At 69.5% G+C, this 17,507-nt stretch carries 14 protein-coding genes and 1 pseudogene; 3 read left to right on the forward strand and 12 right to left on the reverse strand.

Annotated features, from left to right (window positions below; genetic code table 11):
- Window positions 1–6: 6 nt before the first annotated feature.
- The gene (locus VFV67_RS11660) at window positions 7–384 is read right to left on the reverse strand and encodes a metalloregulator ArsR/SmtB family transcription factor (protein WP_326469527.1); all 378 of its coding nucleotides are present in this window, start codon (window positions 382–384) and stop codon (window positions 7–9) included.
- Window positions 385–460: 76 nt separating this feature from the next.
- On the opposite strand from VFV67_RS11660, the gene arsM reads away from it, so the two are divergent.
- Window positions 461–1,225, forward strand: coding sequence for an arsenite methyltransferase (gene arsM / locus VFV67_RS11665; RefSeq protein WP_326469530.1), 765 nt, complete (start codon window positions 461–463; stop codon window positions 1,223–1,225).
- Between the two features lie 147 nt (window positions 1,226–1,372).
- Window positions 1,373–1,636, forward strand: a pseudogene (locus VFV67_RS36765) (SEFIR domain-containing protein); the annotation flags it as partial.
- A 140-nt stretch (window positions 1,637–1,776) separates the two neighbouring features.
- Here VFV67_RS36765 and VFV67_RS11670 read toward each other — a convergent pair.
- Window positions 1,777–1,902, reverse strand: coding sequence for a hypothetical protein (locus tag VFV67_RS11670; protein WP_326469532.1), 126 nt, complete (start codon window positions 1,900–1,902; stop codon window positions 1,777–1,779).
- 19 nt (window positions 1,903–1,921) lie between these two features.
- On the opposite strand from VFV67_RS11670, the gene VFV67_RS11675 reads away from it, so the two are divergent.
- Complete coding sequence (locus VFV67_RS11675; RefSeq protein ID WP_326469533.1) at window positions 1,922–7,000, forward strand: NACHT domain-containing protein; 5,079 nt, start codon at window positions 1,922–1,924, stop codon at window positions 6,998–7,000.
- On the opposite strand, the gene VFV67_RS11680 is transcribed toward VFV67_RS11675, so the two are convergent.
- Genes VFV67_RS11680 through VFV67_RS11725 form a run of 10 tightly spaced genes read right to left on the reverse strand, consistent with a single transcriptional unit; the run spans window position 6,975 to window position 17,454 of the window.
- The gene (locus VFV67_RS11680; protein ID WP_326469534.1) at window positions 6,975–8,219 is read right to left on the reverse strand and encodes an ATP-grasp domain-containing protein; all 1,245 of its coding nucleotides are present in this window, start codon (window positions 8,217–8,219) and stop codon (window positions 6,975–6,977) included. The two genes, VFV67_RS11675 and VFV67_RS11680, sit on opposite strands and share 26 nt — an antisense overlap.
- Window positions 8,212–9,522 carry a cation:proton antiporter gene (locus tag VFV67_RS11685; protein WP_326469535.1) on the reverse strand — a complete coding sequence of 437 codons (1,311 nt, stop codon included), beginning with the start codon at window positions 9,520–9,522 and terminating at the stop codon, window positions 8,212–8,214. The genes VFV67_RS11680 and VFV67_RS11685 overlap by 8 nt, the downstream gene beginning before the upstream one ends.
- A 19-nt stretch (window positions 9,523–9,541) precedes the next feature.
- Window positions 9,542–11,302 (reverse strand): ABC transporter substrate-binding protein, encoded by a 1,761-nt coding sequence (locus VFV67_RS11690; RefSeq protein WP_326469536.1) that lies wholly within the window; start codon window positions 11,300–11,302, stop codon window positions 9,542–9,544.
- A 6-nt stretch (window positions 11,303–11,308) separates the two neighbouring features.
- The gene (locus VFV67_RS11695; protein WP_326469537.1) at window positions 11,309–11,638 is read right to left on the reverse strand and encodes a hypothetical protein; all 330 of its coding nucleotides are present in this window, start codon (window positions 11,636–11,638) and stop codon (window positions 11,309–11,311) included.
- The gene (gene ddaH / locus VFV67_RS11700) at window positions 11,635–12,414 is read right to left on the reverse strand and encodes a dimethylargininase (RefSeq protein WP_326469619.1); all 780 of its coding nucleotides are present in this window, start codon (window positions 12,412–12,414) and stop codon (window positions 11,635–11,637) included. Before ddaH ends, VFV67_RS11695 begins: the two co-directional genes overlap by 4 nt.
- A 32-nt stretch (window positions 12,415–12,446) precedes the next feature.
- Entirely contained in the window at window positions 12,447–13,691 is a 1,245-nt protein-coding gene (locus tag VFV67_RS11705; RefSeq protein ID WP_326469539.1) for an ATP-grasp domain-containing protein, read from the reverse strand.
- Window positions 13,588–15,261, reverse strand: a complete 1,674-nt coding sequence (locus VFV67_RS11710) for a class I tRNA ligase family protein (protein ID WP_326469540.1) — start codon at window positions 15,259–15,261, stop codon at window positions 13,588–13,590. The genes VFV67_RS11705 and VFV67_RS11710 overlap by 104 nt, the downstream gene beginning before the upstream one ends.
- Entirely contained in the window at window positions 15,258–15,647 is a 390-nt protein-coding gene (locus tag VFV67_RS11715) for a cupin domain-containing protein (protein WP_326469541.1), read from the reverse strand. Before VFV67_RS11715 ends, VFV67_RS11710 begins: the two co-directional genes overlap by 4 nt.
- Entirely contained in the window at window positions 15,644–16,999 is a 1,356-nt protein-coding gene (locus tag VFV67_RS11720; RefSeq protein ID WP_326469542.1) for a lysine N(6)-hydroxylase/L-ornithine N(5)-oxygenase family protein, read from the reverse strand. Before VFV67_RS11720 ends, VFV67_RS11715 begins: the two co-directional genes overlap by 4 nt.
- Complete coding sequence (locus VFV67_RS11725; protein WP_326469543.1) at window positions 16,987–17,454, reverse strand: GNAT family N-acetyltransferase; 468 nt, start codon at window positions 17,452–17,454, stop codon at window positions 16,987–16,989. The genes VFV67_RS11720 and VFV67_RS11725 overlap by 13 nt, the downstream gene beginning before the upstream one ends.
- Window positions 17,455–17,507 lie beyond the last annotated feature (53 nt).

Genomic DNA, 17,507 nt, shown 5'->3' on the forward strand with positions numbered 1-17,507 from the left:
GCCGCCTCACGCCGGGGTGGGCAGCGGGTCGCTGGCCGGGTCGCGCAGCAGGGCGGCGAGCGTCGCGGCGGTCTCGGGCACCAGCCAGTAGTAGACCCAGGTGCCGCGCCGCTCGCAGTCGATCAAACCGGCCTGCCGCAACACCTTCAGGTGGTGCGAGATGGTCGGTTGGGACAGCGCGAAGGCCGGGGTGAGCTCGCACACGCACACGTCGTCGCCGGCGCGGGCGGCGATCATCGACAGCAGCCGCAGCCGGACCGGATCACCCAGCGCCTTGAACCCCCCGGCCAACTCGGCGGCCCGCCGTTCGGACAGCGGCGCCGCCGACAGGTCCGTGCAGCACGCCGCGTCCGGTTGGACCACCGGAAGCTCCTGGTTCGACATAGTTCTATATTGACAGCTCTCGAATCAGAGTGCAATAGTCATATCGACAACCATCGATACAGGCTGGAGAGCACCCATGAGCGAACAGACAGACCTGCGGGAGACCGTCCGGGCCCGGTACGCCACCGCCGCGTCCTCGGTGCTGGCGGGGAGCGCGGCCAACGACTGCTGCGGCCCGCAGCCGGTGGAGCTCGACGACAACTTCGGCTCCACCCTCTACACCGGAGCCGAGCGCGACGAGCTGCCCGCCGAGGCGGTCGCCGCCTCGCTGGGGTGCGGCAACCCGACCGCGGTGGCCGAGCTGCGGGCGGGCGAACGGGTGCTCGATCTCGGTTCCGGGGGCGGGATCGACGTGCTGCTCTCCGCTCGGCGGGTCGGCCCGACCGGCAAGGCCTACGGGCTGGACATGACCGACGAGATGCTCGCCCTCGCTCGGGCCAACCAGGCCAAGGCCGGCGCGACCAACGTCGAGTTCGTCAAGGGCACCATCGAGAACATCCCGTTGCCGGCCGGCAGCGTCGACGTGGTGATCTCCAACTGCGTGATCAACCTGTCGGTGGACAAGCCGGCCGTTTTCGCCGAGACCTTCCGGGTGCTGGTGCCCGGCGGCCGGATCGGCGTGTCCGACGTGGTCGCCGAGGACACCCTGACCGCCGAGCAGCGCGGCGAGCGCGGCTCCTACGTCGGCTGCATCGCCGGCGCGCTCTCGATCACCGAATACCGCGCGGGCCTCGACGCGGCCGGGTTCACCGACATCGAGATCACCCCCACCCACCAGGTCGCCGACGGCATGCACTCCGCGATCATCCGCGCGCGGAAACCGGAGGCGGTGTCGAATTGACCCGGAAATGCCATACACCGGCTGGAAACTTGACACTTCCCGACCGAAGCGATGCCGGCACGCCGGGGCATGCTGTGTGATCGAGAAGGCCGGAATACTGTCGAAGGGTCATGGTCAACGCGTGCGCCGTTGAGAGGCCATTCGTCGATGTCGCCGGATCCGCCACCTCGGGTTTTCATCTCGTACGCCCACGACGGCGAGGAGCACAAGGAACACGTCCGCCGGTTCGCCTCGTTCCTGCATGATCAGGGGATCGAGGTGATCCTGGATACCTGGTTCACCGGCGCGCGGCGGGACTGGTACGTGTGGGCCATCGAGCAGTTGACCGAGGCCGACTTCGTGCTGGTGATCGCCTCGAAGCGGTACCGGGAGGTCGGCGACGGTTCGGCCTGGACGGAGGCACACAAGGGTGTCCAGTCCGAGGCCGCACTGCTCCGTGACCTGATCTACGGCGATCGCGCCGTCTGGCTGCCGAAAGTCCTCCCGGTACTGCTCGCCGGCCACGGGCCCGACGAGATCCCGCTGTTCCTGCAACCCAACTCCGGCAGCCGCTACGCGGTGGGCGAGCTGACCGTCGCGGCCGCAAGGGAGCTGCTCGGCGTGATCCTGCGGCACCCGACCGGCCCGTCGCCGGTGACCGGCCGGGGTGCGGTCGCACCGGCCACGTGGGGAGCCATCGACGAGCTACCCGGACCGGTGGCGGACCTGCTGCGGGCGCAGGTTCAGGCGGGCAGCGAACTGCCCTACCGGTTACCGGGCGCCCGGAAGCCGTCGCTGGCCACCGTCTACGTCCGCCAGGAGCTCGGCACCGGTGTCGAGACCGCGCAGCCGGAACAACCACGCACCGAGCCGTCCCGGGACGGCAAGGTACCGGCGAGCCTGCCGGAGCCACCCACGGTCCGGCTCGCGGTCCGGCCACCGGCCCGCACCGTCCGGTCCGTGCTGGACGCCGACGACCACCTGCTGATCACCGGCGGACCGGGCCAGGGCAAGTCGACACTTTCCTTGCGCCAGGCCGCCGACATCGCCGCCGCCTGGGAAAGCCGGCCGGACGAGGGCGACGCTCCGCTGGCCGAACCCGTTGTCCCGCTTCGGTTGACCGCGCCGGGCCTGGCCGCCTGCCTCGCTTTCCCGTTCGCCCAGGCACTCGCGCAGTGCGTGCACAACGAGTACGGCTCACTGCTCCGCACCTCGGTCGACGCGGCCGTGTTCGCCGAGCGGGTGGCCGGCCGCAGATGGCTGCTGCTGGTCGACGGCCTGGACGAGGTCGCCAACACCGCCGATCGCGACCGCCTCGTCACCGTGCTGGCGACCCGGGCCTCCGACCCGGCCGCGTCCGCCTACCGCGTCGTGCTGACCACCCGTCCCGTCCCGGGCGAAGCCCTGGCGCCACTGCACCGCGCCGGCGCCGCCCGGTACGAGCTGCAACCCTTCGACGAAGCCGCACTGCGAACGTTCGCCGGAAGCTGGTTCGCCGCCGACGAACCCGGCACCGCGGACCAATTCCTGCACCAGATCCGCCGAGCCCACCTCGACGACCTGGTCCGCGTCCCGCTCCTGGCCACCATCGCGGCGATCATCTTCACCGAGTACCGCGACCGTCCCCTGCCGGACAACCAGTACCAGCTCTACGAGACCTACCTGGACTACCTCCGCGCCAGCCGGCCCGCCGGAGGCCCGTTCGACCCGCTGCGCACCGCCCTGCTGGAGCACCTCGGCCGCATCCGCCTCTCCTCCGACGCTTCACTCCTGATCACCGCCTTCGACTGGTACGCCAACCGAATCCCACCCGAACACCGCCCACCGAACTGGCGCGACGAGCTGGTCTCCTTGCTGAGCTCAGCCGGACCCCTCACGATGCGCGCCGACCAACTCCGCTTCCTCCACCACAGCTTCGCCGAACACCTCGCCGCCACCTCCACGGCCCGCGACCTCCCCCCGGAGTTCTCCGCGGACCACGCCACGTTCACCCACCTCCTGCACACCGCCCGCGACAAGGACGCCGGCCGGTTCCCTCGCGCCGTCCTCCTGCACTACACCCGTCTGCACCCCGACCAAGCCGACCGCCTGATTCGTTCCCTGCACGCCGGCATTCCCCGGGACCACGTTCTCGCGGCCCGCCTGCTCGCCAAACGCGCACCTGCCAGCACCGAAGTCTTCGACGAATTCCTTGCCACGGCGCAGAGCTGGGCTCTTACGACCACCTATCCGAGCGGGGAGATCCTGGCCAACGTCACCCGGGCCACCCACCACCCCGGACTCGTCTCCTGGCTCGCCGAGTTGAGCAACGACGAGAGAGCGCCTTGGCAGTCTCGGATCAAGGCGGCGATCGCCTTAGCCACCCGGCAGGACGACGGTCGCGCCACGGACCTCCTTCAGATTGTGGTCAATGACGCCACGCTCGCCGTCTCAGACCGACTGGACGCCGCCGAAGGCCTCGCGGAGTGTGGGGTATCCCGCCGCGAGGAAGCACGTCGCGGGCTCCGGCTGCTGTTGGCCGATCCGGCGACACCGGCCATGCGGCGGCGAAGTGCCTCAGTCGTGCTCGCCAGGCTCGGCGCCGACGCACGAGCCGAAGCGGTGGAAAGCCTGCTCACCACGTTGGACGATCCGTGGACCCCGTGGAGCCAGCTGGTCGAGGCCGCGATCGCACTGGCCGAGATCGGCCTGGAGTTCCACAACCGGTGCACCAAGGTTCTCCGGTCCGTCCTGCATGCGAGGGGCGCCGGCACCGTGAAACGGAATGCGGCACTGGGTCTCGCGGCACTGGGGCCGCGCCACGCGCAAGAGGCTGCTGATGCGCTGACAGCCATCGCCCGGGACCGCACCCAGCGCTACTTCCGGCGGACCGAGGCCGCGGAAACCTTGCGCGAGTTGGGGTCGCAGTTCGGGATTGCCGCGGTTGATCTGGTACACGAGATGTTGGCCGAGCCGTCGGCCGACCTGGACGAGCGGACCCGCTATGCCTCCACCCTGGCTCGGCTGGGTTCCGCGCATCACGCGGACGCTGCTGTCCATTTGATGGCGATGTATGAGACGGCCCGCATCCGGGCCGATTGGGACTCTGACATCACCCACGGCCTCGTCGAACTGGGACCGGAATACCAAGCGGACTGTGCACAGGCCCTGCTACAGGTGGCCGACGATCCTCTGAATGACGGGTGGGTCCGGAATTGGACGCTCGGGAAAGTCGCCACCCTGGGCCAGACTCATCGCAACCATGCCGTCGATCGGCTCCTGGAGCAGGTTCGAAACCATGGACTGGAACCTGGTGCCAGGATTCAGGCGGCAGCCGAGCTGAACCGATTGGGCCCGGAATTCCACCGCGAGATCGAGGATTTCTTGCTCCAGGTGGTCAACCGGGCTGCACCGGAGCAACCCCGGATCTTTACGGCCTGCTACAGACTGTCCAACGCAGGCACGCAGCACCACGACAATGTGACGCGGGTCTTGGCCCGCATCCTCCGATCCGTGACTGTGGACAGCACCGTGCTGACCCAGGCGGCGGCCGATCTCGTCCAACGGGGGCCGGAACGCCGGAAGATGGCGGGCGCCTTTCTCATTTCGGTGCTCACCGACCCGGCCCGGCCCGACCAGCATCGCATCGCCGCCGGCAACGCACTCGCCGGCCTTGGGGGAGAGTACGACCGCCAGGCCACAGCCGGCCTGCTGGACCTATTGCGTCACGATGTTGTCGATCTGCCGCCGAACTACGCCTGGGACGCATTCTCCGGTATGGGCATCGAGGCCCGCACAAAGCTGGCCGCCGCGTTGCTGAGACATTTTTCCCACCCCCACGCGGGTCCACGGCGGACGGTCGAGCTGGCCAGTGTGATCAGCGCACTTTCTGATGATCACGCTGCGGAGGCGATCGCCGTCTTGGAAGCGGTGCTGACCGACGATACCGCGACGCCCGGGCCGAGGTTCGACGCCGCCTGCGCGCTAACCGGACTCCGCCCGGACCGCCGAGTGGCCGTCGTGGCGGCAACGCTCCGGTGCGTCGAACCTGTCAACATCTTCTGGACCATGCGTCGCGCGGGCTGGACGCTGGCCAAGTTGGGTCATGATGCCACCCCCATGGTCCGGTCCGTACTCGCGAGTCTCGATGCCGAGCGCGAACTCCGACAGCGTGCCGCCGAACTGCTACCGCAGCTCAAGCCGGACCTGATCGGGGACGCAGTCGCCGAACTCCGTGGCCAGATCCGTGACGAGCATCTCGACGAGCATACGCGCAGCGAGATCATGATGAGCCTGGTCGAGTTGGACCCGGAGGCGGCGGCGGCCGCGGTTGCGTTGCTGGAGCATCTGCTCGCGGACGACGAACAGCCGGTTCCGGTGCGGTGCGATGCCGCCGCACGACTTGTTCGCCTGGATCGCGGGCGGTGGTCGGACGCGGTTGCCCGCGTTCGAGGGTGGCTGGCTGATCCGTACGGGACGAGCGGCGACCAGCTTGCGTTGATCCAGTGCGTCGACACGCTCAAGGCGACCGGGGCCGACGAGGGGCTGCATGCCGTCCGCGCGCTGATCCGAGATCCAGCGCTGGATCCGTCCGATCGGAGGCAGGCCATCGATCTCCTTCGCGGCCGCATGCGCTTGGACGCGCAACGGGTCCAGCTTGCCGATCATCAAGCCGGCATCGGCAACCGCATGCCGGCCGCTCAGGGCTACAGGGAGTCGCCCCCGCTGCGCGTCGAGACCGAGCGGGCGATCCGGGACGTGCTCATTGCGCCGGAGTTCGGTCCCCGGGAACGGATCTCTGCCGCGGTCGCCCTGGCGGAACTGAGTTTCCGGTTGCTGCCCGAAGCGGTCGCGATCCTGATCAAGATTGCCGAGACCGACGCTCCGATCCGGTTCACGGCTCTGACCGAACTGGCCTGGTTGGACAGCCCGGCCCGGCGTGACGCGTTGAGCCGGACGGAAGCCTTGGTGGTCGACGATTCGTTGCCGGCGCGGTATCGCCGGCTGGCCGCCGAGACCCTGATGGTCATCGAGTACCGGACGAACAGGGTCGCTGTGGACTTCCTGCGCGAGGTTGGCGCGGACCCGACGCTCGCGGGTAGGTGCCGGGTATCCGCCAGATACCTGCTCCGGCATGTCGATGGGCCGGGACCGCTGCGAGCTCTCCGTAATGATGCCCTGCTGCCGATGCCGGTCCGGTTGGACGCGGCGGCGAAGCTGGTCGCGTTTGCGGCCGGAGACCGGGCCGTGGCGGCCCGGATGTCGGGTCAGGTCGCGGAGGATGGGGAAAGCCGGCCCGCGTTGCGGTTGCGGGCGTTGGAGACGCTGGCCAAGCTGGGGAGGCCGGGCCGGCGGCGGGCGATCGATGTGCTGACCGGAATGATGCGGACTGCCACATTGCCGGCGACCATCCGGATCCGGTCAGCTCGGCAGTTGGGCGAGATCTGTCCGGCCCGTCGGCCCGAGGTGATCGATGTCCTGCACGAGATCGGGAGTATGGCCGAGCCGTTGCAGCGGGTCGCGGCGCTGTCCGCGATCGGCAGGTTGAATCCGGAGGAGGCGACGCCGTTGTTGGGGGCGATGGCGGACGACCGGTCGGTCGGGGCGGTGGTTCGGTTGCGGGCGGCCGAGGGGTTGGCGAAGTTGCGGTCGGATCAGCGGGAGCCGGCGTCGGTGGTTGCGCGGGAGTTGATGGGGGATGAGGGGGTGGCGTGGCATGTGCGGCGGCGGGCGGCTTGTGATCTTGCGCGGTGGAGTTTGGTGTGTCGGGAGGAGGCTCGGGACATGATCATTAAGTTGGACGGGGGGCGAGGGTGACGTGGAGGGCGGCTTCGGCGGCGTCCAGGGCAGCGGTGCAGGCGGTGGCGGTGGGGGCCAGGGCGGTGGCGTAGGCGATGCGGCCCCAGACCGTTCCCTTCGGAGGTGGGGAGACGACGGCGCCGGGTTGGGCGACGGTGATGGCGCGGTCGATCTCGGGGGGGAGGGCGGAGGGGGTGAAGTGGATGGTGCGGATGGTGGAGTCGTCGTGGGTGACGTAGAAGAAGCGGATGGCGGCGACACCGGTGGTGGTGGGTTCGGTGGGGAGAGCGAGGCCGCAGGCGGCGGAGGCGGCTAGCAGGCCGGGGTTCAACCCGGTGGCGAGGTGGCCGAGGTAGGGGATCATGTCGCCGCCGAGGCGGCCGTTGACCTCGATCAGTTGGGGGCCGGTGGGGGTGAGCATGTATTCGGTGTGGGTCCAGCCGTCGCGGAAGCCGAGGACTTCGTGGGTGTGTTGGAGGGGGTCGGTGAGGGCACGGTCGTGCAGGAGGGGGTCGGCGGCGTCGACGTAGTGGCCGATCTCTTCGGCGTAGGGGGGATAGCCGACGACCTTGCGGGCGAGGAACAGGGGGATGACCTTGCCGTCCTGGACGACGGAGTCGACGCTGATTTCCTCGCCGGTGACGCACTGTTCGACCAGGACGGGGTGGTCGGTGGCGTAGACGACCGGGTCGGGGGGCTTGGTGTCGCGGGTGAACGGGAACATGGTGCGCAACTGGGTGGGGGTGTCGACGCGGACCACGCCGAGGCTGGCGCCGAGGCCGCGGGGTTTGAGGATGGCGGGGTAGCCGACGCGGTCGGCGGCGGCCAGGGCCTCGGGCAGGGTGCGGACCGGGACGGAGCGGGGTTGGGGGATGCCGGCCTGGTCCAGGGCGGCGCGGGTCTGGGCCTTGTCGCGCAGCCGCCAGATCACGGCGGGGTCGCCGTTGCGCAGGCCGAGAGCCTCGGCGACGGCGGAGGTGGCGTGGATGCGGCCCTCGTCCCAGCACAGGACGCCGGCGATCGGCGCGACCCGGTTGAGGCGAACGGCTTCGGCGGCCATGGCGGGGCCGTCGATGGTGCTGGGGACGACGGTCCAGCCGGTCAGGTAGTCCCGTTCCCATGATGGTTCGGCGGTGTGGAACAGGTGGATGCGGAACCGGGAGCTGATCGACCGGAGCAGGTACTCGCGGTAGACCCGCATTCCGGTGGCGATCAACAGCAGCAGCGGCCTATCCATCGAACACCTTCTCTCGCAGCTTCTCCTCCTCGGTGACGTCCAGCCGGCGGGTCGCGTAGCGCAACATGGGCGGCGCCATCAGGGAGGTCACGATCGCCACCAGAACGATGATCGTGTAGGTGGCGGTGCTCAACACGCCGAGCCGCAACCCCACCATGGCCACGATCACCTCGATCACCCCGCGGGCGTTGAGTCCGGCGCCGAGGGCAATGCCCTCCCAGTGGGACATCCGGCTGGCCCTGGCCCCGAGGTAGGCGCCGGCGAACTTGCCGAGGATCGCCACGGCCAGGACGGCGACGGCGGTGCCGAGCACCGCGGGATCCCGCAGCAGGGTGAGGTCCATGCGCAGCCCCGCGGTGGCGAAGTAGATCGGGGCGAGCACGGAGATCACCAGGGTGCGCAGCGGAGCGATGCGCTTCGGGTCGAAGTGGCCGGACGCGCCGATCAGGATCCCGCACAGCAGCGTGCCGAGCACCGGCTCCATGCCCAGCGCGTGGGTGCCGGCGGCGGCGAGCAGCAGCAGCGTGACCGCCGCCGCGATGGTCACGCCGGACTCCGCCGACCGCCCGGCCAGCCGCATCGTCGTGCGTACCACCGGCCGGGCCACGGTCAGGGTGATCAGCACGATCAGAGCCAGGCCACCCACGGACAGCAGCACCGAACCGGTGGTCAACCCGACCGTGGCCAGCGCCGACACGATGGACAGCAGCAGCCAGCCGATCACGTCGTCCACCGTGGCCGCGCTGATGATCAGCTGCCCGACGTTGCGATGCAGCAGCCGCATCTCCAGCAGCGTCTTGGCGATCACCGGGATCGCGCTGACACACATGGCCACGCCGAGGAACCCGGCGAACACGGCTCGGTCGGTGCCGGGGGTGAGCAGGAACGCGGGCAGCATCAGACCGAGGCCGATGCCGAAGGCGAGCGGGATGAGCAGCCCGCCCGCGCTGACCCGCGCGGCGGTGGTTCCCTTGCGCCGCACCAGCTTCAGGTCGATGTGCATCCCGGTGATGCCGACCAGGAGCAGCACGCCGAGTTGCCCGACCGCGTCCAGCAGGTGCTGCTGGGAGGTGTCCGCCGGCAGCAGCCAGGCGGACAGCCCGGGCGCCAGGTGGGCGAGCAGGCTCGGCCCGACGATGACGCCCGCGGCCAGCTCGCCGACCACGGCCGGCATCTTCAGCCGCATGGCCAGCCGGCCGAGCAGCAGAGCAAGGCCGAGCAGCAACCCGAGCTGCAGCAGGAACACCAGGATCGCGTGCGCCCCGATCGGCGCGACCGGCGCGAGAGCAACCGGGTGACTCATGGGCGCAGCCTCCACATGATCAGTCGACGTAGTACCAGTTCTCCGGGTTGATCATCCCGAAAGGATTGACCGGCTCGAAGCCGCGCAGATTGTTCGCGACCTCGAACAGCCGGATCGGGAAATTGGGATTGAAGATCACCGGCACCTGTTCGGCGATGAAGTCCTGGTACTCGTAGAGGACGTCGACGCTGTCGGTGGTGACGGTGCGTTCGATCAGGGCGTCGGCCGCGGGGTCGTGGTAATGGCCGAAATTGCCGCCGGCGTCGGTCTTGAACAGGATCTCGCCGGTCGGATAGTGGTAGACCCAACCGCCGTTCCAGCAGCACATCTCCCACAGACAAGGGGTTTCCTCGCACGGATAACAGGGTGCGTCCTCGGCGACCAGAATGGAGCCGTAGACCTCCTCCAGCCGCAGCTCGATTCCGGCGGCGGCGGCGTCGTCTCGGTACCGGGTCATCAGGCGGGTCAGAGCTGGCCTGCCTTCGACGTAGCGCAGCAGAAAGCTGAGTCGGGTGCCGGCGGGAATTCCCGGGCCGGCCTTGTCCGGGTCGACGCAGACGGCCGGTGTGACACTGGTGTCCCAGCCGTGCTCGTCGAGCAGCTTCCTGGCATGCGCTATGTCGAACGGCAGCGGCCAGGCCCGGTCGCGCTGGGCGGGGGAGACCAGGTCGGTGGCCGGGAGCATCGGCACCGGACCGTTCTGCCGGTACGCGAAGCCCTGGTAGATGTCCTGGACCGCCCGATCCTGGTCCAAAGTGGACTGAAGGGCCTGCCGGATGTAGGTCTGGGCGAACAGCTTGCCGACCACGGTGGGATTGTTGAAGTTGAGGCTGGTGTACCGGATGCAGTATGCGACCTGGGGCACGAGCGTGTAGTTGTCGGCCAGCGGGTTTGCCTCGCCCGCGGTGGCGAAGCTCAGCGGCAGGTAGCCGACCTGAACCGCGGCCGGGTCCGAGCGCAGCAGCTCGTACTCCTCCTCGTCGGAGGACATGGGTATCTGCCGGAAAACGTCCAGCTGCGGCTTGTTCGGCCCGGAGTAATGTTCGTTCGGTACGAAAGTGACCACGCCATCCAGCGTGTAACTTTCCAGCCCCCATGGTCCGCTGACAGTACTCCATATCGGGCTGTCTGGCCACCGGGTTCGGTGCTCGTTGCCCTCGGCCACGATGTCGCCCTGCTCGGCCATCAGGAACTCGTAAACCGCCTCGACATCGGCCAGATCGCCGGAGGCATTGGCCGGTCCGGTGGCCGTGCGGTCCCAGGACTTCGGCAGCGGCGTGATGGTGCTGAGCTGGTTCATCAGCACCCATCGCTTGGAGTACACCTTGTCGAAGGTGAAGTAGCAGGTGTCCTCGGCGAGTTTTCCGTATGAGGTCAGATTGTCCGGAAAGTACCCGGGAACGTATTCGCCGTACCGGGCGCCCTTGACCTTCATCAGGTTCACCCAGAACAGCACGTTGTCGGCACACAGCGTCTCGCCGTTGGACCACTTCCACGGCTTGACCCGCACCGTGACGGTCAGCCCGTCCGCGCTCCACTCGGGCGGCTCGCCGATGCTGTTGGCATAGTCCACCTCTGGAGTGCCGTCACTGCCGAAGTAGTACAGCGGGCGGTACATGAGCGCCTGGAACTCCAGGATGTTGCGGGTGCCCATGCGCTCGGCCGGGGTGAACGGGAAGATCACCGCGGGCGGGAACCCGGGCGCGCAGGCCCAGGTGACGGTGCCGCCGCGGCGAGGCCGGCCGGTGCGCGCGGTCGGGACGGGTGCGGTCCTGGTCATCGTCGCTCACCGGATCTCGTGCAGCCGGGAGACGCCGACGGCCTGGTGCGGCCCGTAGCGCTGCCACACCTCGTCGAGTTGGATGCGGCCGTCGTCGAGGATCCGCGGCATGCTGGTGCAGTGCCCGGAGATCACCTCGCCGGACTCGAGCACCATGCAGTAGGCGAAGTCCAGCCGGCCGTCCGGCCCGCAGGTTCCGGCCAGCGATCCGCGCCGGGCCAGGCCACCGGTGAACTCGCCCCAGAGCAGGTCGCCCTCCTGCCGGTACAACGCGACCCGGCCGCTCTCCTCGGGTGCGTCAGCGGGGCCGAACCTGCGGCCGTTGTAGTTGATCATTTTCTCTCCCTCAGCTCGAGCGTGCAGCATTTGGCTCCACCACCGGCTTTGAGCAGCTCGGTCAGGTCCACGCCGATCGGGTTGAAGCCGGCCCGGCGCAACGCCTCGACCAGACGGGTAGCCTGGGTCGGCAGCAGCACGTTGCGGCCGTCGGAGACCGCGTTGAGACCGAACACCTCGGCGTCGGCCCGGCCGGCCCGGATCGCCGACGGGTACAGCTCTCGCAGGATCGCCTGGCTGCGCTTGGAGAACGCGCCGGGGTAGTACATGATCGTCTCGTGGTCGAGCACCGCGAGCGCGGTGTCCAGGTGGTAGAAGTACGGATCGACCAGGGTCAGCCCGACCACCGGCAGGCCGAGGTGCTCCTGCGCTTCGTCATGCGCCCTGCGCTCGGTGCGAAACCCGGTGCCGGCCAGGATCCGTTCGCCGGTGACCAGGAAGTCGCCCTCGCCCTCGTTGACGAACCGGGCCGCGCGGACCGGGTAACCGTGCTCGGCGAACCAGTTCCGGTAGACCGGTTCCTCACCGGAGCGCTGCGGGTAGCGGTACCTGGCGGCGAGCACCCGGCCGCCGACCACGGTGGCCGCGTTGGCGGCGAACACCATGTCCGGCAGGCCGGGCACCGGCAGCACCAGGTCGACCCGATGGCCGAGCGCGATGAGCTGGCTGCGCAGCCGTTCCCACTGCACCACGGCAAGCGGTGCGTCCGTTGGCTTGTCCGGCTCCATCCAGGGGTTGATGGCGTAGGTGACGTCGAAATGCGTCGGCGGGCACATCAGAAACCGCCGGGTCCGGGCGAGTCGCAAGGCTAGTCCTCCAGCGTGACTTTGATCTTGGCGGCCAGGTCGGTCATCGCGCCGAACGCGTCCGCCTGGGATGTTCCGGTGGTGCCGAGGAAACCGAAGATGGTGTTTCCGTTGGGCGGGCGGAGGATCACGTCGCCCGGCCGGGCGGTGATCTTCAGCAGGAACACCCGCTCGGACTCGCTCACCTCGGCCGGCACCTCGATCTCGCGGACCACGCCGCCGGCGCAGATCAGGCACATCGCGGTGATGTGCGTTCCGGTCGGCCAGTAGTGCCGCACCGGCGGCATGACCCCGCGGCCGACGTCGACCACCCCGCGGATCGGGTCGTAGTCCGCGGTGATCCGGGCGATCAGGTCCAGCCCGCCGCCGCCGACCCGGGCGGCGATCTCCAGCAGATGCGGCTCGCCGTTGTGGTAGCGCACCTCGGCGTGCATGACGCTGCGCCGCAGTCCCTGGGCGTGCGCGGCGGCCTTGACCACCCGGTGCACCCTGGCCAGTTCCTCGACCGGCAGCGTGGTCGGCGCGTGGTGCACGTCGTCGTCGAAGTTCTGGCCCTCCGCGGTGATCCGGTCGACCACCGAGCCCAGATACACCTCATCGTCCCAGGCCAGCGCCTCCATCAGGTACTCCCGGCCGTCCAGGAACGACTCGACCAGCAGGCCGAGCGGCCCGAGGTCGACGCCGTCCGCCTCGGCGGTGACCCAGAACATGTTCTGGATTCCGGTGATGGCCTGCTCGAAGCGCAGCGCCAACTCCTCGGGGTCGTCCACGCGGTAGACGAAGTGGCTGCCGGCACCCAGGGTCGGTTTGAGAATGACCGGGTAGCCGAACTCGGCCGCCGCGGCCAGCGCGTCGGGCAGCGCGGTGACGAACCGGTAGGCCGGGATCGGCACGCCGGCGCGCTCATAGGCCTGGCGCATCAGCAGTTTGTTGCGGCTGTTGCGGGCCGCCGGCACGCCGATGCCGGGCAGGCCGAGCGCCTCGGCCACCGCGGCGACCGCGATGACCGCCGCCTCGGAAAACGTGATCACCCCGTCGAACTGCTCGGTGGCGTGCCATTCCTTGGCACAGGCGATCATCTCGTCGATCTTCTTCGAGCCGACCAGCCGGTACCGGTCGGCCGGCCAGAAGTCCGCGGTCCCCTCACCGTTCATCACGTAGAGGTCGACCCCGAACGCCTGCACCTGCCGATAGCGGGATTGGTAGTAGTTCAGGTACTGCCGGGTCTCGATGGTCAGCAGCTTCATGATCGGTCTCCTGGGACGCGGGGCCGGCGCCGGGCAGCCGGGGAAGATCGAAGGCGGGGACGAAGTCGGACGGGCCGGCGGACAGGCTGAGCTCGACCCCGGCCGCGCCGGCCCGGTCGGCGGTGTCGATCAGGATCGGCGCGGCGCCGGCCAGCACGGTGCGCACCTCGAGCAGCAGGTCCCCGGGCGCGGTCCGGGGGTCGTCGGCAAGGCCGCGCAACCGGTCCAACTGGACCAGCACGGTTTCGGCGGCCCGGCTGGCGCTGTAGCCGGGCAGCTCGTAGCAGGAGCGGAACCGGGTCAGCATCGCCGCGCACCGGGCCCGCCCGGCCGCGGTGGTCGGCACCGGGTCGCCGGCGCCGGCGACGGCTCGCGCGAGCGCGCCGGCCAGCCCGTTCCACGGCCCGACCAGCTTGCGGGAAACGTTGTCGTGCAAGGCATCCCTGGTGAAGTTGGTGCGGGCCTGCTCGGGCGCGGTGAGCGCGAGGTGGAACCGGACCAGATCGCGCGGCACCTCGGCGAGCAGGTCGGCGGTCCAGATCAGATGGTTACGGCTGGTGGAGAACTTCTCCCCGGCCAGGTCGTAGAACTCGTTGCAGACATTGAGGGTCGGGGTGATGTACCGGTCGCCATGCGCCATCAGCAGCACCAGGTCCATCAGTCCCCAGTGGTAGGTGTTGTCGAAACCGTGGAAGTACACCAACTCCGCACCGTGCTCGGCGCGCCAGTGCTCGTCGTACCGCGCGGCCGGCTCGGCGAGCTGGGCGGCGGACCACCAGGTGCTGTACATGACCGCGGGCATCGCCTCGATCCACGGGTAGATCACCTGGCCGGGCGTTTCCGGGAACGGCGCCGGGATGCCCCAGTCGCCCGGAACCGTCACCGGCACCTCGGGCAGCGGCTTGGCCAGTAGCTCCTGGACCAGTTGCATGGCATGCGGCCGCCAGCGACCCTGCCGGCTGGCGTAGTAGGCGGTCAGCCGGTCCCGGTACTCCTCGAGCGGCAGCACCAGGACAGCGGTTTCCCGGTACTCGACCGGGTCGCTCGGGTCCACCGTGGACCGCGCGTCGAGCAACTGGTCGAAGTTGTTCGGGTGGCCGCAGCCCTCGCACCCGCCGCCGCAGCTCGGCGCCAGACACACCGGGCAGGTACCGGAGACCAGCCCGTCGTACAGAAACGCGCCGGACCGGCTGGCCACCGGCAGCCGCACGGTGGTCAGCCGGAACCGGCCGGCCCGGTGCAGCGCGGTGACGAAGTCCAGCACCGCCCGCCGGTATTGCTCGCCGACCGGCGGCAGGCCGGCCATGGACAGGCCCATGGCGCGCAACGAGCGCTGGATCGCCTCGGTGGACCGGGCGCACAGCCGGGCCGGCGTGGTGCCCTGCCGGTGCGCGGTGGACACCACGTAGCTCTGGCTGTCGTCGGTGCAGGTCGTGTAGATCACCTGCCGGCCCGCGGCGCGCAGGTACCTGGCGTAGATGTCGGCGGACAGGTACGGGCCGGCCATGTGTCCCACGTGCAGGTCGCCGTTGGAGGTCGGGGTGGCCGCGACCACGATGGTCCGGCTCATCGGATACCCGCCTGGTGCCGGCTGGCGAACTCCTCGGCCATGTCGGCGTCCCACCACACCGCGTACATCTGGAACTCCTCCTGGCCGTCGTTGACCACCTGGTGCTCAAGGTGCGGCGGGAAGTGCACGATGTCGCCGGCCACGAACGGGGTCCGGCGCCCGGCACAGATCACCTCGGCGGATCCGGTGAGGGCCACCCAGATCTCGTACTCGTGGTGGCCGTGCGCGCCCGAGGACGCCCCGGGCGGCACCACGCACCAGGAGCCCTCGAACGGCGCGTTCAGCTCCGGCCAGGGCATCAGCCGCTGTGCGGCCAACCCGTTGTCCGGCAGCAGATTGGTCCGGTCGAACCGGCGGATTCCCATGGACGGTCCGGTGTCGGTCATCGCGGTGCTCCCTGGGTGGTTCCGGCCAGCGGGCGGGTGGCCCGGACGCCGGTGAACGGGGCGGGCGCGCGGCGGTGGGCGAGCAGGTCGGTGACGATCTCCTCGGCCCGCGCGGACAGCACGCTGAGCAGCGAGTCGGCGATGCCGTGCGTGGCCTCGTTGACCCCCTGCAGGTGGCAGGTCCCGGTGAACGATGGCGGCAGGTCCATCCGGTAGCTGCGGTTCACGGTGATCTGGTCGATTCCGACGGAGTCCGCCATGTCCCGCACGATCCAGGGCATCTTCTTGGCGAAGCCGGTGCCGAGCAGCAGCACGTCGCTGCGCAGCTGGCTGCGCCGGCCGGACTTGCGGTCGGCCAGGGTGAGCACGACCTCCCGGCCGTCCAGCTCGGCCGCGGTCACGTCGACCATCGGGATCATCTCGATCCGCTCGGCGCCGGTGAGCCGTTCCACGTACATGGCCCGGTAGAGCGTGTCGAGCATGTCCGGGGTCAGACCGGCGTAGTTGGTCCGGTGCATCTCGCGCAGCAGCTGCTCACGCGCCTCCGGCCGGGCGGAGTGGAACTCGTCCACAAAGGACGGATAGAACAGCTCGTTGGTGAACCGGCTGGTCTCGTAGGCGTTCAGGCCGATCGAGCGCATCACCATCGTGCAGCGCGCCTGCGGGAACGCCTGGTGCGCGGTCCACAGCATCTCGGCCGCGCTCTGCGCCCCGCCGATCACCGCGATCCGGCGCGTCCGGTCCGGATCGATCTCACCGATCCGGGCGGCGAACTCGGTGCTGTGGATCATCAGCTCACGCGGGATACCGGCGAAGATCTCCGGAATGTAGGCGTCCCGGCCGGCCGCGATGACCAGGTGCCGGCACACCACGATGCCGCCGTCGGCCAGCTGCACGATCCACTCGCCGGCCCCGTCCGCTGTGCCGAACGGGCGCACCGAAACGCACCTGCGGCCGTATTCGATCCGCACGTTCGGCAGGGATCTGGCCACCCAGCCCAGGTAGCCGGAGATCTCCATCCGGTACGGCGTGAAGCTGCCCAGATTGATGAACTGGTCCAGCCGGCCGACGGAGTGCAGGTAGTTGACGAAGGTGAACGCGCTGCGCGGGTTGCGCAGTGTCACCAGGTCCTTGAGGAAGGACACCTGGCTCTGCGTCCACGGCATCAGCATGCCCCGCTGCCAGACCACGTCGTCCTGCTGTTCGACGATCAGCGTGTCCCCGGCTAGTTCGGTCCGGGCCAGTTCCTCGACGGCGACGGCAAGGGCCAGGCTGGACGGCCCGGCGCCGATCGCCAGCAGCTCCACTTCTTGGTAGCGCACCGTGTTCTCTCGCTTTCCTAGATGTTCCATGTGAAGACGCCGTCCTCTCCGGACGGTGTGAAGCCGGCCCGCTCCCAGAAGCCCGCGGCCGCGGCATTGCTCAGGGTCGGCACGTAGCGGCCGGCCAGTGCGACCGCGCCGGCGTCCCGGGCCCGGCGCACGATCCAGTCCGCGATGGCGAACTCGACACCGTGGCCGAACGCGGACCGGCCGAGTACCAGGTTGAGCACCCACCACACCCGGCCGCGCCGTTCGATCCACGCGGCACCAACGGTTTCCCCGCCGTCCAGGCCGAACGCGGCGACCAGGTGGCCGGGGTCGCCGGTCATCGCGGTGGTGGCGCCCTCGTCGAAGGTGAGTCCGGTCAGGTTGAACTCGTCGGCCGTCGCGGCGAGCCGGGCCACCGCGGCCACCTCGGCCGGGGTGACCGGCCGGGCGGCAAGCCGATCCGGCGCCGGCGCGTATTCGGCGAGCTGGCCAACCATTCTCAGTCCTCTCTCCATGCCGGCTGATCCGGTTCGATTGGGGCCTCTCCGTC

The sequence above is a fragment of the Actinophytocola sp. genome, assembly GCF_035762905.1.
Taxonomy (GTDB): Bacteria; Actinomycetota; Actinomycetes; order Mycobacteriales; family Pseudonocardiaceae; genus DASYTH01.

Coding starts and splice junctions, on each gene's coding strand:
- VFV67_RS11660 (WP_326469527.1), bottom strand. CDS start 384: ATGTCGAACCAGGAGCTTCCGGTGGTCCAACCGGACGCGGCGTGCTGC.
- arsM (WP_326469530.1), top strand. CDS start 461: ATGAGCGAACAGACAGACCTGCGGGAGACCGTCCGGGCCCGGTACGCC.
- VFV67_RS11670 (WP_326469532.1), bottom strand. CDS start 1,902: ATGGCTCCCCACGTGGCCGGTGCGACCGCACCCCGGCCGGTCACCGGC.
- VFV67_RS11680 (WP_326469534.1), bottom strand. CDS start 8,219: ATGGATAGGCCGCTGCTGCTGTTGATCGCCACCGGAATGCGGGTCTAC.
- VFV67_RS11685 (WP_326469535.1), bottom strand. CDS start 9,522: ATGAGTCACCCGGTTGCTCTCGCGCCGGTCGCGCCGATCGGGGCGCAC.
- VFV67_RS11690 (WP_326469536.1), bottom strand. CDS start 11,302: ATGACCAGGACCGCACCCGTCCCGACCGCGCGCACCGGCCGGCCTCGC.
- VFV67_RS11695 (WP_326469537.1), bottom strand. CDS start 11,638: ATGATCAACTACAACGGCCGCAGGTTCGGCCCCGCTGACGCACCCGAG.
- ddaH (WP_326469619.1), bottom strand. CDS start 12,414: ATGTGCCCGCCGACGCATTTCGACGTCACCTACGCCATCAACCCCTGG.
- VFV67_RS11705 (WP_326469539.1), bottom strand. CDS start 13,691: ATGAAGCTGCTGACCATCGAGACCCGGCAGTACCTGAACTACTACCAA.
- VFV67_RS11710 (WP_326469540.1), bottom strand. CDS start 15,261: ATGAGCCGGACCATCGTGGTCGCGGCCACCCCGACCTCCAACGGCGAC.
- VFV67_RS11715 (WP_326469541.1), bottom strand. CDS start 15,647: ATGACCGACACCGGACCGTCCATGGGAATCCGCCGGTTCGACCGGACC.
- VFV67_RS11720 (WP_326469542.1), bottom strand. CDS start 16,999: ATGGAACATCTAGGAAAGCGAGAGAACACGGTGCGCTACCAAGAAGTG.
- VFV67_RS11725 (WP_326469543.1), bottom strand. CDS start 17,454: ATGGTTGGCCAGCTCGCCGAATACGCGCCGGCGCCGGATCGGCTTGCC.